The sequence below is a fragment of the Streptomyces sp. NPDC035033 genome, from assembly GCF_040636735.1.
GTDB lineage: Bacteria > Actinomycetota > Actinomycetes > Streptomycetales > Streptomycetaceae > Streptomyces.
On sequence record NZ_JBEZUZ010000002.1, the window covers coordinates 14,074 to 28,757 of the forward strand.

12 protein-coding genes and 2 tRNA genes are annotated in these 14,684 nt (G+C 70.5%); 4 read left to right on the plus strand and 10 right to left on the minus strand.

The window, feature by feature from the left end; all coding sequences use genetic code 11:
* Positions 1-86: 86 nt before the first annotated feature.
* Positions 87-2,714, minus strand: a complete 2,628-nt coding sequence (locus AB0E83_RS01520; protein ID WP_362104300.1) for a valine--tRNA ligase — start codon at positions 2,712-2,714, stop codon at positions 87-89.
* Positions 2,715-2,852: 138 nt separating this feature from the next.
* Here AB0E83_RS01520 and AB0E83_RS01525 point away from each other — a divergent pair, with 138 nt between their 5' ends.
* Positions 2,853-3,794: a hypothetical protein gene (locus AB0E83_RS01525; RefSeq protein WP_362104302.1), complete on the plus strand. Its 942-nt coding sequence runs from the start codon at positions 2,853-2,855 to the stop codon at positions 3,792-3,794.
* Positions 3,795-3,865: 71 nt separating this feature from the next.
* Here AB0E83_RS01525 and clpX read toward each other — a convergent pair whose 3' ends face one another.
* The 5 genes from clpX to AB0E83_RS01550 form a co-directional block, all read right to left on the minus strand.
* Positions 3,866-5,149 carry an ATP-dependent Clp protease ATP-binding subunit ClpX gene (gene clpX, locus AB0E83_RS01530; protein ID WP_030494070.1) on the minus strand — a complete coding sequence of 428 codons (1,284 nt, stop codon included), beginning with the start codon at positions 5,147-5,149 and terminating at the stop codon, positions 3,866-3,868.
* 165 nt (positions 5,150-5,314) lie between these two features.
* Positions 5,315-5,977 carry an ATP-dependent Clp protease proteolytic subunit gene (locus AB0E83_RS01535; protein ID WP_132914107.1) on the minus strand — a complete coding sequence of 221 codons (663 nt, stop codon included), beginning with the start codon at positions 5,975-5,977 and terminating at the stop codon, positions 5,315-5,317.
* 62 nt (positions 5,978-6,039) lie between these two features.
* Positions 6,040-6,657 (minus strand): ATP-dependent Clp protease proteolytic subunit, encoded by a 618-nt coding sequence (locus AB0E83_RS01540; protein WP_362104304.1) that lies wholly within the window; start codon positions 6,655-6,657, stop codon positions 6,040-6,042.
* 262 nt (positions 6,658-6,919) lie between these two features.
* Positions 6,920-8,305, minus strand: a complete 1,386-nt coding sequence (tig, locus tag AB0E83_RS01545) for a trigger factor (RefSeq protein WP_362104306.1) — start codon at positions 8,303-8,305, stop codon at positions 6,920-6,922.
* Positions 8,306-8,481: 176 nt separating this feature from the next.
* A tRNA-Pro gene (locus tag AB0E83_RS01550) sits at positions 8,482-8,558 on the minus strand.
* Between the two features lie 131 nt (positions 8,559-8,689).
* On the opposite strand from AB0E83_RS01550, the gene AB0E83_RS01555 reads away from it, so the two are divergent.
* Positions 8,690-8,760: transfer RNA gene (locus tag AB0E83_RS01555), tRNA-Gly, on the plus strand.
* 72 nt (positions 8,761-8,832) lie between these two features.
* On the opposite strand, the gene AB0E83_RS01560 is transcribed toward AB0E83_RS01555, so the two are convergent.
* Complete coding sequence (locus AB0E83_RS01560) at positions 8,833-9,027, minus strand: hypothetical protein (RefSeq protein WP_362104308.1); 195 nt, start codon at positions 9,025-9,027, stop codon at positions 8,833-8,835.
* Positions 9,028-9,186: 159 nt separating this feature from the next.
* A complete protein-coding gene (locus tag AB0E83_RS01565) occupies positions 9,187-10,332 on the minus strand; it encodes a PP2C family protein-serine/threonine phosphatase (protein WP_362104310.1) in 1,146 nt (381 codons plus the stop codon).
* A gap of 106 nt (positions 10,333-10,438) precedes the next feature.
* Here AB0E83_RS01565 and AB0E83_RS01570 point away from each other — a divergent pair, with 106 nt between their 5' ends.
* Complete coding sequence (locus AB0E83_RS01570; protein WP_362104312.1) at positions 10,439-11,668, plus strand: GNAT family N-acetyltransferase; 1,230 nt, start codon at positions 10,439-10,441, stop codon at positions 11,666-11,668.
* A 13-nt stretch (positions 11,669-11,681) separates the two neighbouring features.
* Here the strand turns inward: AB0E83_RS01570 and AB0E83_RS01575 are convergent, their stop codons facing one another.
* Positions 11,682-12,488 (minus strand): DNA-formamidopyrimidine glycosylase family protein, encoded by an 807-nt coding sequence (locus AB0E83_RS01575; RefSeq protein ID WP_362104314.1) that lies wholly within the window; start codon positions 12,486-12,488, stop codon positions 11,682-11,684.
* Positions 12,488-12,982 carry a ribose-5-phosphate isomerase gene (locus AB0E83_RS01580; RefSeq protein ID WP_362104316.1) on the minus strand — a complete coding sequence of 165 codons (495 nt, stop codon included), beginning with the start codon at positions 12,980-12,982 and terminating at the stop codon, positions 12,488-12,490. Before AB0E83_RS01580 ends, AB0E83_RS01575 begins: the two co-directional genes overlap by 1 nt.
* Before the next feature lie 209 nt (positions 12,983-13,191).
* Here AB0E83_RS01580 and AB0E83_RS01585 point away from each other — a divergent pair, with 209 nt between their 5' ends.
* Positions 13,192-14,625 (plus strand): amino acid permease, encoded by a 1,434-nt coding sequence (locus AB0E83_RS01585; RefSeq protein WP_362104318.1) that lies wholly within the window; start codon positions 13,192-13,194, stop codon positions 14,623-14,625.
* Positions 14,626-14,684 lie beyond the last annotated feature (59 nt).

Sequence of the window (14,684 nt, forward strand, 5' to 3'; positions counted from 1 at the left end):
CGTCCCGTTTTCCGTACCGTCCCCGGGAGGCCGGGAACGCGGAAGGGCCCGGGACCATGACGGTCCCGGGCCCTTCCGCGGAGGCGTCACGCCTGCGGCAGGCGGTCCAGCTGGGCCTGGATGCGGGCGATGTCCTCGTCCGCCTTGGCGAGCCGGCCCTTGATCTTGTCCACGACGTTGTCGGGGGCCTTGGCCAGGAAGGCCTCGTTGCCGAGCTTGGCCTCGGCCTGGGCCTTCTCCTTCTCGGCGGCGGCCAGGTCCTTCGCGAGCCGCTTGCGCTCGGCGGCCACGTCGATGGTGCCGGACAGGTCGAGCGAGACCGTGGCGCCGGCGACCGGCAGGGAGGCGGTCGCCTCGAAGGCCTCGCCCTCCGGCTGGAGGCGCAGGATCTGGCGGATGGCCGCCTCGTGCGCGACCAGCGCGGTGCCGCTCAGGTCCAGGCGGGCCGGCACCTTCTGGGCGTCCTGGAGGCCCTGCTCCTTGCGGAAGCGGCGGACCTCGGTGACGACCCGCTGGACCAGCTCGATCTCCTTCTCGGCGGCCTCGTCGCGGAAGCCCGAGTCCTTCGGCCAGTCGGCGATCACCAGGGACTCGCCGCCGGTGAGGGTCGTCCACAGGGTGTCGGTGACGAACGGGACGATCGGGTGCAGCAGGCGCAGCATGACGTCCAGGACCTCGCCGAGGACCCGGCCGGAGACCTTCGCGCCCTCGCCGCCGGCGAAGAACGTGGTCTTCGACAGCTCGACGTACCAGGCGAAGACCTCGTCCCACGCGAAGTGGTAGAGCGACTCGCTGAGCTTGGCGAACTGGAAGTCGTCGTAGAGCGCGTCGACCTGCGCGACCGTCTCGTTGAGGCGCGACAGGATCCAGCGGTCGGTCGCCGACATCGCGGAGGCGTCCGGCAGCGGGCCCTCGATGGTGGCGCCGTTCATCATCGCGAAGCGGGTCGCGTTCCAGATCTTGTTGGCGAAGTTCCGGGACGCCTGGACCCAGTCCTCGCCGATCGGGACGTCCGCGCCCGGGTTGGCGCCCTTGGCCAGGGTGAAGCGGACGGCGTCGGAGCCGTACGCGTCCATCCAGGTGATCGGGTCGACCGCGTTCGGGTTGGACTTCGACATCTTCTTGCCGAACTCGTCGCGGACGAGACCGGTGAGGGCGACCGTCTTGAACGGGACCTGGCCGTCCATGGAGTACAGGCCGAACATCATCATCCGGGCGACCCAGAAGAAGATGATGTCGTGGCCGGTGAGCAGGACGTCGGTCGAGTAGAACTTCGCCAGGTCCGGGGTCTTCTCCGGCCAGCCGAGCGTGGAGAACGGCCACAGGCCGGAGGAGAACCAGGTGTCCAGGACGTCGGGGTCCTGCTTCCAGCCCTCGGCCTCGGTGCCGGGCGGCTCCTCGTCCGGTCCGACGCAGACGACCTGGCCCTCGGGGCCGTACCAGATCGGGATGCGGTGGCCCCACCACAGCTGGCGCGAGATGCACCAGTCGTGCATGTTGTCGACCCAGTCGAAGTAGCGCCGGGAGAGCTCCTTCGGGTGAATCTCGACGGAGCCGTCGCGGACGGCGTCGCCGGCGGCCTTGGCCAGCGGGCCGACCTTGACCCACCACTGCATCGACAGGCGCGGCTCGACCGTGGTCTTGCAGCGCGAGCAGTGGCCGACGGAGTGCATGTACGGGCGCTTCTCGGCGACGATCCGGCCCTGCTCCTTGAGCGCGCCGACGATCGCCGAGCGGGCCTCGAAGCGGTCCAGGCCGAGGAAGGGGCCGTGGACGGTGATGACGCCGTGCTCGTCCATGACCGTCAGGGTCGGCAGGTCGTGGCGCTGGCCGATGGCGAAGTCGTTCGGGTCGTGCGCCGGGGTCACCTTGACGGCGCCGGTGCCGAACTCCGGGTCGACGTGCTCGTCGGCGACGACCGGGATGGTGCGGTCGGTCAGCGGCAGCTTGATCTGCTTGCCGACCAGGTGCTTGTACCGCTCGTCCTCGGGGTGGACGGCGACGGCGGTGTCGCCGAGCATCGTCTCGGCGCGGGTGGTGGCGACGACGAGGCTGTCCTCGCCCTCGCCGTACCGGATGGAGACCAGCTCGCCGGCGTCCTCCTGGTACTCGACCTCGATGTCGGAGAGGGCGGTCAGACAGCGCGGGCACCAGTTGATGATGCGCTCGGCGCGGTAGATCAGACCGTCCTCGTAGAGGTCCTTGAAGATCTTCTGGACGGCCCTGGACAGGCCCTCGTCCATGGTGAAGCGCTCGCGCGTCCAGTCGAGACCGGCACCGAGGCGGCGCAGCTGGCCGAGGATCCGGCCGCCGTACTCCTCCTTCCACTGCCAGACGCGCTCGACGAACTGCTCGCGGCCCAGGTCGTGGCGGGACTTGCCCTCCTCGGCGAGCTGCTGCTCGACCTTGTTCTGGGTCGCGATGCCGGCGTGGTCCATGCCCGGCAGCCACAGGGTCTCGAAGCCCTGCATGCGCTTGCGGCGGGTGAGGGCGTCCATGAGCGTCACCTGGAAGGCGTGGCCCAGGTGCAGGGCGCCGGTGACGTTCGGCGGCGGGATGACGATGGTGTACGGCGGCTTCTCGCTCTTCGCGTCGGCCTCGAAGTAACCCCGCTCCACCCAGCGCTCGTACAGCGGCCCCTCTACCTCGGCCGGCGTGTACTGGGTCGGCAGTTCGGTGGGGGCTGCTGTCTGCTGCTGAGTGTTCTCGGTCACGGGCCCAGTTTAGGGGTGTGGCCGCCGTGTCCCGAAACGCGATTGTTCGGTAACGGTGTGACCCCCGCCGCCCCACCGCCGGGCGGCTTCCGACAGGATGTTCGCTACGCATAAACATCCTGTGAGGGGAACCAGTCGATGAGCTACAACCAGCCGGGCCCGTACGGGGGCCAGCAGCCCCAGCAGCCCGGGCCCTACGGCCAGCAGCCGAACCCGTACGGCCAGCAGCCGCAGGCCCCGCAGCCCGGTTACGGCTACCCCCAGCAGGCCCCGCAGGGCGTGCCGCCGCAGCAGCCGCCGTACGGCTACCCGCAGCAGCAGCCGAACCCGTACGGCCAGCAGCCGCAGTACGGCGCCCCCCAGGGCCCCGGCGGCTACGTGCCCCACCCGCCGGCCCCGAAGAAGTCCAAGACCCCGCTGATCATCGGCGCGGTCGCCGTCGTCGCGGCCATCGCGGTCGGCGCGTACTTCCTGATCGGCGGCGGCGCGGGCGCCTCCGTCGCGAACGACGGCCCGCACAAGCTGGTGACGCCGGAGACGGTGCTGGGCGAGTACAAGAAGACGCCGGACGAGGGCAAGCAGTCCGACGAGGACGACTTCATCAAGGACGCGGAGAAGTACGGCGTCAAGAACCCCCAGCGGGCCAACGGCGCCTACCAGGTGAAGGACCCCAGCAACCCCCTCGCGGGCAAGATGCTGATGTTCGGCGGGGCGTACGGCGAGATCGACGACCCCGAGAAGACGGTCGACAACGTCTTCGCCGGCATGAAGGCCGAGATGGAGGCCGAGAAGGACAAGAACGAGGGCGAGCTCATCGGCGACCCGAAGACGGTCACGCCCGAGGGCCTCGACGGCGCCGTCATGAAGTGCCAGGAGGTCAAGTCCAAGACCGGCGAGGAGTCCGGGGGCATCGGCCCCAAGGAGGTCACCATGCCGGTCTGCGTCTGGGGCGACCACAGCACGCTCGGCTACGTGATGCACTTCAACCTGGCCGACGTGATGGCCGGCAAGGGCGGCACCATCGACGACGTCGCCGCCATCGCCGCCAAGCTCCGCAAGGAGGTCCGCGTCAAGATCTGACGCGCCGGGCACACGCGAAGGGGCGCCCCGCCGGATTCCGGTGGGGCGCCCCTTCGGTGTTCTCGTGGACGTTACGCCGACTTCTCGTGGCGGCCGTCGTTCTTGACGATCCTGGGGACCAGGGTCGGGTTCACGTTGTTGCGGACGACGTCCGCCGTGATGACGACGCGGGCCACGTCCTTGCGGGAGGGGACCTCGTACATCACCGACTGGAGGACCTCCTCCATGATGGCGCGCAGGCCGCGCGCGCCGGTGCCGCGGAGGATGGCCTGGTCGGCGATGGCCTCCAGGGCGGGGCGGTCGAAGTCCAGCTCGACGCCGTCGAGTTCGAAGAGGCGCTGGTACTGCTTCACCAGCGCGTTGCGCGGCTCGACGAGGATCTTCAGGAGCGCCTCGCGGTCCAGGTTGTGGACCGAGGTGATGACGGGGAGGCGGCCGATGAACTCGGGGATCATCCCGAACTTCACCAGGTCCTCCGGCATGACCTCCTGGAACTGGTCGCTCGCCTCGATCTCGCGCTTGGAGCGGATGGTCGCCCCGAAGCCGATGCCCTTGGCGCCCGCCCGCGACTCGATGATCTTCTCCAGGCCGGCGAAGGCGCCGCCCACGATGAAGAGCACGTTCGTCGTGTCGATCTGGATGAACTCCTGGTGCGGGTGCTTCCGGCCGCCCTGCGGCGGGACGGAGGCGGTGGTGCCCTCCAGGATCTTCAGGAGGGCCTGCTGCACGCCCTCGCCGGAGACATCGCGCGTGATCGACGGGTTTTCGCTCTTACGGGCGACCTTGTCGATCTCGTCGATGTAGATGATCCCGGTCTCGGCCTTCTTGACGTCGTAGTCCGCGGCCTGGATCAGCTTGAGCAGGATGTTCTCGACGTCCTCGCCGACGTAGCCGGCCTCCGTCAGCGCCGTCGCGTCGGCGATGGCGAACGGGACGTTGAGCATGCGGGCCAGCGTCTGCGCGAGGAGCGTCTTGCCGGAGCCCGTGGGGCCCAGCAGCAGGATGTTGGACTTGGCCAGTTCGATGGCGTCGTCCCGGCCCTGCGCGCCGCCGTTCTCGCCGGCCTGGACGCGCTTGTAGTGGTTGTACACGGCGACCGAGAGGGCCTTCTTCGCCGGCTCCTGGCCGACGACGTAGCCCTCCAGGAACTCGTAGATCTCGCGGGGCTTGGGGAGTTCCTCCCAGCGCACCTCGCTCGTCTCCGCGAGTTCCTCTTCGATGATCTCGTTGCAGAGGTCGATGCACTCGTCGCAGATGTACACACCGGGTCCCGCGATGAGCTTCTTCACCTGCTTCTGGCTCTTTCCGCAGAACGAGCACTTGAGCAGGTCGCCGCCATCACCGATGCGTGCCACGAGGTGCTTCCCCTTCGCCTGGGAGCGCTTGGTTCAGCGACTCCTGGTGCCTCATATTCGACGGTACCTTGCCGGGCCCCCCGTTCGGGCCCCCCTTGGCACGGTTCACATGGTCGCGATTCGGCCACGCGAGCCGCTCGAACCGTGCCGAGGGAAGGTCGGACGTCAGTGTGCCGCGGCGGCCGTGCTCTTGCGGGTCGAGACGATCTGGTCGATCAGGCCGTACGCGAGGGCGTCCTCGGCCGTCAGGATCTTGTCGCGCTCGATGTCGTCGCGGATCTTCTCGATCGGCGTCGAGGAGTGCTTGGCCAGCATCTCCTCCAGCTGGCTGCGCATGCGCAGGATCTCGTTGGCCGCGATCTCCAGGTCGGAGAGCTGCTCACGGCCGGTGCCGCCGGAGGGCTGGTGGATCAGCACGCGGGCGTTCGGCAGGGCCATCCGCTTGCCGGGGGTGCCGGCGGCGAGCAGCACGGCCGCGGCGGAGGCCGCCTGGCCCATGCAGACGGTCTGGATGTCCGGCTTCACGAACTGCATCGTGTCGTAGATGGCCGTCAGCGCGGTGAAGGAGCCGCCGGGGCTGTTGATGTAGATGGAGATGTCGCGGTCCGGGTCCATCGACTCCAGGCACAGCAGCTGCGCCATGACGTCGTTGGCGGAGGCGTCGTCGATCTGCACGCCGAGGAAGATCACGCGCTCCTCGAAGAGCTTCGCGTACGGGTCGTACTCGCGCACGCCCTGCGAGGTGCGCTCGACGAAGCGCGGGACGACGTAGCGGTTGTCCATCGGCGCGCCGGTGTACAGGCCGCTCGGGGAGAGGTTGTTCTGCATGTGGGTGTTCACCGTCCTGGTGGCGTTCGGCGGGGGCTGGGGGCTCTTCGGCGGTGCCGGGCTCAGGCGCCCGTGCCGCCGCCGCCGGGAACGCCCGCGGCGTGTGTGATGATGTCGTCGATGAGGCCGTACTCCTTGGCCTCCTGCGCGGTGAACCAGCGGTCGCGGTCACCGTCGCGGATGATCGTCTCGACGGTCTGGCCGGAGTGGTGCGCGGTGATCTCGGCCATGCGCTTCTTCGTGCGGAGGAGGTACTCGGCCTGGATCTTGATGTCGGAGGCGGTGCCGCCGATGCCGGCGGAGCCCTGGTGCATCAGGATGTCGGTGTTCGGCAGCGCGAAGCGCTTGCCGGGGGTGCCGCCGGTGAGCAGGAACTGGCCCATCGAGGCCGCCATGCCCATGCCGATGGTGACGACGTCGTTGGGGATGTACTGCATGGTGTCGTAGACGGCCATGCCGGCCGTCACCGAGCCACCGGGGCTGTTGATGTAGAGGTAGATGTCCTTCTCCGGGTCGGCGGCCAGGAGGAGCATCTGGGCGGTGATCTTGTTGGCGATGTCGTCGTCGACCTGCTGGCCGAGGAAGATGATGCGCTCGCCGAGCAGCCGGTTGTAGACATGGTCGCCGAGGCCGCCACCGATGGACGGCTCACCCGCGGCGTAAGGCTTCAGATTCGTCACGTATCCACCTGCTCGTCTCCGACGGCCCCGGGCCGTCTCAGCGTCTCGTTCTGAGGGCAGTGCCCCCGTATTCATGGACCCTAACGCGCAGGTGGGACAACGCCATCCCGGTTCCCGAACTGTTCGCTGGGAGCGCAAGGTAGTTGGCGGCGCATGAAAGGTCCGCGTACGTCCACGGGCCCGGACGCACTGCTGTGCGTCCGGGCCCGTGGCGCGATGGTGAAGCGCGAGGCGCGGGCCTCGGCGGTCAGCCGGGTGGGGCTTACTTCTCCTCGGCGACCTCGGCCTCGCCGGTGACGGCCTCGACCGTCTCGGCGGCGGCCTCGACCTCGTCCTCGTCGTCGGAGAGGTCCACGACCTCGCCGTTGGTGTCGACGACCTTGGCGGCCTCGACGACGACCGCGAGGGCCTTGCCGCGGGCGACCTCGCCGACCAGCATCGGCACCTGGCCGCCCTGGACGACGGCCTGGGCGAACTGGTCGGGCGACATGCCGGAGGAGGCGGCACGGCGGAACAGGTGCTCGGTGAGCTCGTCCTGCTCGACGTTCAGCTCCTCCTTGGAGACGAGCTCGTCGAGGAGGAACTGGGTCTTGATGCCCTTGACCGCCTGCTCCTTGGTCTCGGCCTCGAACTCCTCGACCGTCTTGCCCTGGAGCTCCAGGTACTTCTCCAGCGTCAGGCCCATCTGGCCGAGCTGGTGGTGCTCCAGGTTGTGCTTGCGGGTGTTGACCTCGTCCTCGAGCAGCTTCTCGGGAACGGGGATCTCCGCCAGCTCCAGGAACTTCTCCAGGACGCGCTCCTGGGCCTGGGTGGCCTGGTCGAACTGCTTCATGTTCTCGAGGCGCTTGCGGCTGTCGGCCTTGAGCTCGTCGAGGGTGTCGAACTCCGACGCCATCTGCGCGAACTCGTCGTCCAGCTCGGGGAGCTCACGGGCGGCGACGGCGGTGACCTTGACGGTGACCTCGGCGTCCTTGCCCGCGGCGGAGCCGCCCTTCAGCTGCGAGGTGAAGGTGGCCTCGCCGCCGGCCTCCAGGCCGGTGACGGCGGCGTCGATGCCGTCGAGCAGCTCGCCGGAGCCGATGGTGTACGAGACGCCGTCGGCGACGCCGTCGGGCAGCACCTCGCCGTCGACCTTGGCGGTCAGGTCGATCGTGACGACGTCGCCCTCGGCGGCGGCGCGCTCGACCGGCTTGGTGGAGGCGAAGCGCTCACGGAGCTGCTCCACCGACTTCTCGACGTCCTCGTCGGTGACCTCGATCGCGTCGACCTCGACCTCGATGCCGGAGTAGTCCGGGATCTCGATGGACGGGCGGACGTCGACCTCGGCGGTGAAGGCCAGCAGCTCGCCGTCCTTCAGCTCCGTGATGTCGACCTCGGGCTGGCCGAGCGGGTTGACCTCGGCCTCGTTCACGGCCTCGGTGTAGAACTTCGGGAGCGCGTCGTTGACGGCCTCCTCCAGCACGGCGCCGCGGCCGAAGCGCTGGTCGATGACGCGCGCGGGGATCTTGCCCTTGCGGAAGCCCTTGACCGTGACCTGCTGGTTGATCTTCTTGTACGCCGCGTCGAGGCTGTCCTTGAGCTCCTCGAAGGGCACCTCGACAGTGAGCCGAACCCGGGTCGGGTTCAGGGTCTCCACGGCGCTCTTCACGGTTCGGTCTCCTTGTGGCTGATTCCTGGATTCCGGCGGAGCCGCACGGGGCGGTTCCGGCCGATGGGCCCGGTCAGAAAGACACACGGGCACGCAGCTTGCATAGTAACCGCACGCGGGATCGGGCCCACAACGTGATCAAGAACCCGCGAGGTCGGGGCCGCGGAGGATCATGATGGTCGGGGTGGCGGGATTTGAACCCACGGCCTTCCGCTCCCAAAGCGGACGCGCTACCAAGCTGCGCCACACCCCGTCGGTGCGACACGTAGGGTACATGTACGGAGACGCTGCGACGCCCCCCGTTTCGAGGGGCGTGCACGGACGGCTCCGGACCGGCTACGATGCTTCCGTGCCGCACCGGTTCCGACCTGCGGCGCGTTCCGTGCGGGCGTAGCTCAATGGTAGAGCCCTAGTCTTCCAAACTAGCTACGCGGGTTCGATTCCCGTCGCCCGCTCTGTGTACGGCTCCGGGCCCGGTTCCTCGTCGAGGGACCGGGCCCGGAGCCGTTCTCCGCCGGGTGCCCCGGTCAGAACTTGATGGCGCCGATCGTCCGGGTTATCGAATCCAGGAAGCGCTGGATGTCGTCGGCCATGCCCGTGGAGGCGAGGAAGAAGCCGAAGAGGACGGCGACCACGGCGGGCCCGCCCTTGAGGCTGCCCCCGCGGATCAGCACCACGAGGACGATCGCCAACAGCAGCACCACGGACAACGAAATCGCCACAACAGATCACACCCTCGGTCGGTCCCACCTGGCCCCGGGGCGCGTGCACCGGACACCCCCCGCGGTCCCTATCGTGCCACCAACCCCGTTGCCCCCGGGGACGGGTGACGAATCGTGGAACGGTGACACCGGTCAGGACGCCGCGCGGCGGCGGCCGGTTCAGGCCGGGCGGGAGATGAGCAGGAGGGCCCGGTCGTCGTTGACGTCCTTGGCGACCGCCTCGATGAGGTGGCGGGCCACGCCCTCGAAGCCCTCGGCGACGCAGCGGTCGGCCTCGCCGGTGAGGCGGTCGATGCCTTCGTCGAGGTCGCGGTCGGCGGCCTCCACGAGGCCGTCGGTGAAGAGCATCAGGACGTCGCCGGGGAGCAGGGAGCCCTTGACCGGGTGGAACTCGGCGCCGTCGTAGACGCCCAGGAGGGGGCCCTCGGCGTCCTTCTGCTCCCAGCGGCCGGTGCCGGAGTGGAGCTGGAGGGCGGGCAGGTGGCCGGCGGAGAAGAGCTCGTAGTCGCCGGAGTCCAGGTCGAGGACGAGGTGGATGGAGGTGGCGAAGCCCTCGTCCCAGTTCTGCCGGAGCAGGTAGCCGTTGGCGGCGGGCAGGAAGCCGTGCGGCGGGAGGGAGCCGAGGAGGCCGCCGAAGGCGCCGGAGAGCAGCAGGGAGCGGGAGGCGGCGTCCATGCCCTTGCCGGAGACGTCGGTGAGGACGACCTCCAGGGTGCGGCCGCCGTGGGTGCGGGCGGCGACGACGAAGTCGCCGGAGAAGGACTGGCCGCCGGCCGGGCGGAGCGCCATCTCGCGGTGCCAGCCGCGCGGCAGCCGGGGCAGCGCGCTCTGCACCCGGAGCCGTTCGCGCAGGTCGAAGAGCATGGTGCCGCCGCGCCGCCAGGGCACCCCGACGCGGGCCCGGAACTGGGCGATGAGCAGGCCGAAGAGGCCGCAGGCGGCGACCACCAGGACGGTGCCGGGGGTGACGCGGGCGGGCCCCTCGCCGTACGGGCCGAGGATCGAGGACTCGACGATCAGGCCGCCGGCCGCCGCCGCGTACAGGCCGAGGAGGCTGGCGGGCCGCAGCAGCAGGCCGCCGGCCACGATCGGCAGGACGAGGGCGGCGGGCGAGCACCAGACCGGGTCGAGGACGGTGCCGCAGACGATGGCCGGGACGGTCAGGAGCAGCCCGGCGAGGGCGAGGCGGTCGGAGGCGCCGCCGCGGAAGTACTCGACGCCGGTCCTGCGCAGCGCGAGGCGGGCCCGGTGGGCGCGCCTGCGCAGCCGGGCCGCGTACGTGTCGACTCCCGCGCGGTTACCCATTGGCCTGGACCCTATCCACCCCGGCCGCTCCCGTGCAGGGGTACCCCGGTGACAAGGTGCCTGAAAACGGGTCGCCCCGGGCGCGGTCCGCTGCTATCGATGGCATATGACGACTGAACTGCGGGTGCTCGACCCGTCGGAGTGGGACCGCTGGTTCGCGGCGCTGGAGCTGGCCTTCGGGGGTCTGGCGGAGCAACCGGAGGAGCGGGCGCTGTGGCGCGAGCTGACCGAGTGCGGGCGGTCGCTGGGCGTCTGGGACGGGGACCGCGCGGTGGGGACGGCGGGGGCGTTCTCGTTCCGGCTGACGGTGCCGGGCGGGGCGTCGGTGCCGGCGGCCGGGGTGACGATGGTGAGCGTGGCCGGGACGCACCGCAGGCGCGGGCTGCTGACCTCGATGATGCGCCGGCAGCTCGACGACGTGCGGGCGCTGGGCGAGCCGCTGGCGGTGCTGACCGCCTCCGAGCCGGTGATCTACGGGCGGTTCGGGTACGGGGCGGCGACCTGGTCGCAGCGCGGGACGATCGACACGACGCGGGTGCGGCTCGACGTGCCGGAGGGCACGGACGGGGTGGCGCTGCGGATGGTGCCGGCGGCGGAGTCCTCGGCGGCGACCGAGGCGGTGTACGCCCGGATGGTGCCGCTCCGGCCGGGGACGACGGCCCGCGCGCCGGGGTGGGAGCGGCTGCCGGTGCTGGATCCGCCGGGCTCGCGGGACGGGGCCTCGCCGCTGCTGTGCGTGCTGGCGGAGCGGGACGGCGGGGTCGTGGGGTACGCGTACTACACGATCAGGCCGGACTGGAGCTGGGCGGGCGCGGACGGGTCGGTGAACGTGCGCGAGCTGCGGGGACTGGATCCGGTGGCGGAGGCGGCGCTGTGGCGGTTCCTGTGCTCGGTGGACCTGACGACGAAGGTGCGGTTCGACAGCCGGCCGGTGGACGACGCGTGGCAGCACCTGGTGTCGGACGTGCGGCGGTGCGAACCGACCGTGCGGGAGGGGCTGTTCGTCCGGCTGGTGGACGTGGGCGCGGCGCTGGAGGCGCGGACGTACCAGGCGCCGGTGGACGTGGTCCTCGAGGTGGCGGACGCGTTCTGTCCGTGGAACGCGGGGCGGTGGCGGCTGTCGGGCGACGCGAAGGGCGCGACCTGCGCCAGGACGTCCGACGCGGCCGATCTCGCGCTGTCGGTGCGGGAGTTGGGGGCGGCGTACCTGGGCGGCACGCCGCTGGCGGCGCTGGCCGCCGCGGGGCGGGTGACCGAGCTGCGGGAGGGCGCGCTGGCGGAGGCGTCGCTCGCGTTCGGGTCCGCCGTGGCGCCCTGGCTGCCGCACGGGTTCTAGGGGGCGTCCGTCCCTAGGACTGGCAGGTGGGGCACCAGAAGAGGTTGCGGGCGGCCAGGTCGGCCGTGCGGATGCCGGTGCCGCAGAGGTGGCAGGGGAGGTGGGCGCGGCGGTAGACGTAGACCTCGCCGCCGTGGTCGTCGACGCGGGGCGGGCGGCCCATGGCCTCGGGGGTGTGCTCGGGGCGGACGGTGTCGATGCGGTTGAGCCGGACGCCCTCGCGCATCAGCCCGGTCAGGTCGTCCCAGATCGCGGTCCACTCCCCCGGCGTGAGGTCCTTGCCGGGGCGGTAGGGGTCGATGCCGTGGCGGAAGAGGACCTCGGCGCGGTAGACGTTGCCGACGCCGGCGATGACCTTCTGGTCCATGAGCAGGGCGGCGATCGTCGTGCGGGACTTCGCGATCCGGCGCCAGGCCCGGTCGGGGTCGTCGCCGGCGCGGAGCGGGTCGGGGCCCAGGCGGGCGTGGACCGCCCGCTTCTCGGCGTCGGTGATCAGCGCGCAGGTGGTGGGGCCGCGGAGGTCGACGTACGACTCGGGGTTCGCCAGGCGGAGGCGGACCGTGTCGGCGGGCGGCGGCGCGGGGGCGTCGCCGAAGGCCACCTTGCCGAAGAGGCCCAGGTGGATGTGGATCCACTCGTCGCGCGGGAAGCCGAGGAAGAGGTGCTTGCCGTGCGCCTCCGTGGTCTCCAGGACGGCGCCGTCGAGGAGGGCGGCGGAGTCGGAGAACTTGCCCTGGGGGCTGGAGACGCGCACGGGCCGGCCGCCGAACCGCTCGCGGTGGTCGGCGGCCAGCCGGTGGATGGTGTGCCCTTCGGGCATCAGGCGGTGGGCTCCTGCGGGTGGTGGGCCGGGATCGGGGGGAGCTCGCCGGTGGTCTCGTACGCGCTCAGCATCTCGATGCGGCGGGTGTGGCGCTCGTCGCCGGAGTACGGGGTGGAGAGGAAGACCTCGACGAACTTGGTCGCCTCCTCCTGGGTGTGCATGCGGGCGCCGACGGCGACGACGTTGGCGTTGTTGTGCTCGCGGCCGAGGGCGGCGGTCTGCTCGCTCCAGGCGAGGGCGGCACGGACGCCCTTGACCTTGTTGGCGGCGATCTGCTCGCCGTTGCCGGAGCCGCCGATGACGATGCCGAGGCCGTCCGGGTCGGCGGCCGTGCGCTCGGCGGCGCGCAGGCAGAACGGCGGGTAGTCGTCGAGGGCGTCGTAGATGTGGGGGCCGCAGTCGACGGGCTCGTGGCCGTGGGCCGTGAGCCACTCCACGAGGTGGGTCTTGAGTTCGTAGCCGGCGTGGTCGGAACCGATGTAGACGCGCATGGTTCCGAGTGTGGCACGGCCGGGACGGGGCAGGCGTCAGCGGGGTCGGGACCTCGGTCCCGGCGGGTCAGGGACCTCCGCCCCGTCTGGTCCGGACCTTATGCCCCGAATCACGATCCGGAATCAGCTCTTCCGTACTGGCCGGTCGCCAGGTTTCATGGCTCCGGCTCGCGATCCGAGCCGTGCCCCCACACCCGAAGGAAGCGTTCATGAACACGCAGCCGACCCTCGCCAAGGAAGGCGGCAGCACCGGCACCACCGGTCAGACCCCGTCGTCCGACGGCCTCAAGGCCGGGCTCAAGAACCGCCATCTGTCGATGATCGCGATCGGCGGCGTCATCGGCGCCGGCCTCTTCGTCGGCTCCGGCTCCGGCATCGCCGCCGCCGGGCCCGCGATCCTCCTCTCGTACGCGCTCGTCGGCGCGATGGTCGTCTTCGTGATGCGGATGCTCGGCGAGATGGCCGCCGCCCGGCCCTCCTCCGGCTCCTTCTCGGCCTACGCCGACCAGGCGCTCGGCCGCTGGGCGGGCTTCACCATCGGCTGGCTGTACTGGTTCTTCTGGGTGGTCGTGCTGGCCGTCGAGGCGACCGCGGGCGCGGTCATCCTGGAGGGCTGGGTCCCGGCGGTGCCGCAGTGGGCGTGGGCGCTGATCGTGATGGTGGTGCTCACCGCGACCAACCTGGCCTCGGTGGCCTCGTACGGCGAGTTCGAGTTCTGGTTCGCCGGGATCAAGGTCGTCGCGATCGGCGCCTTCGTGGCGATCGGCCTGCTCGCCGTCTTCGGCGTGCTGCCGGGCTCGGACAACCCGGGCGCGGGCTTCGCGCACCTCACCGACACGGGCGGCTTCTTCCCGATGGGCGCGGGCGCGATCCTGACCGGCGTCCTGATGGTGGTCTTCTCGTTCATGGGCAGCGAGATCGTGACGCTGGCCGCCGGCGAGTCGGAGGACCCGCAGCGGGCCGTGACCAAGGCGACCAACAGCGTGATCTGGCGGATCGGCGTCTTCTACCTGGGCTCGATCTTCGTCGTGCTGACGCTGCTGCCGTGGAACGACGCGTCGATCACCGAGAAGGGCTCGTACGTCGCCGCGCTCGACTCGATCGGCATCCCGGCGGCCGGCCAGATCATGAACGTGATCGTCCTGACCGCCGTCCTGTCCTGCCTGAACTCGGGGCTCTACACGGCCTCCCGGATGGCCTTCTCGCTCGGGCGGCGCGGGGACGCGCCGAAGTCCTTCGCCAAGGTCGACAAGCGGGGCGTGCCGCGGGCGGCGATCCTCTCCTCGGTCGTCTTCGGCTTCGTCGCGGTCTTCTTCAACTACGAGTGGCCGGACACCGTCTTCGCCTTCCTGCTGAACTCCTCCGGCGCGGTGGCGCTCTTCGTCTGGCTGGTCATCTGCGTGACCCAGCTGCGGATGCGCGGGATCATCCTGCGCGAGTCGCCCGAGAAGCTGGTGGTGCGGATGTGGCTCTTCCCGTACCTGACCTGGGCGACGATCGGCATGATCGTCTTCGTCCTCGGCTACATGATCTACGACGGCGGCAGCGCCCGGGAGCAGGTCGTGCTCTCGCTGCTCGTGGCCGCGCTGGTGCTGGCGATCGCGCTGGTCCGCGACCGGGTGGCGAAGGCCTCCCGCGGCTAGCCGGGCGCACGCGCGAAAGGGCCCGCCGTTCCTGCTCGGAACGGCGGGCCCTTTCGCGT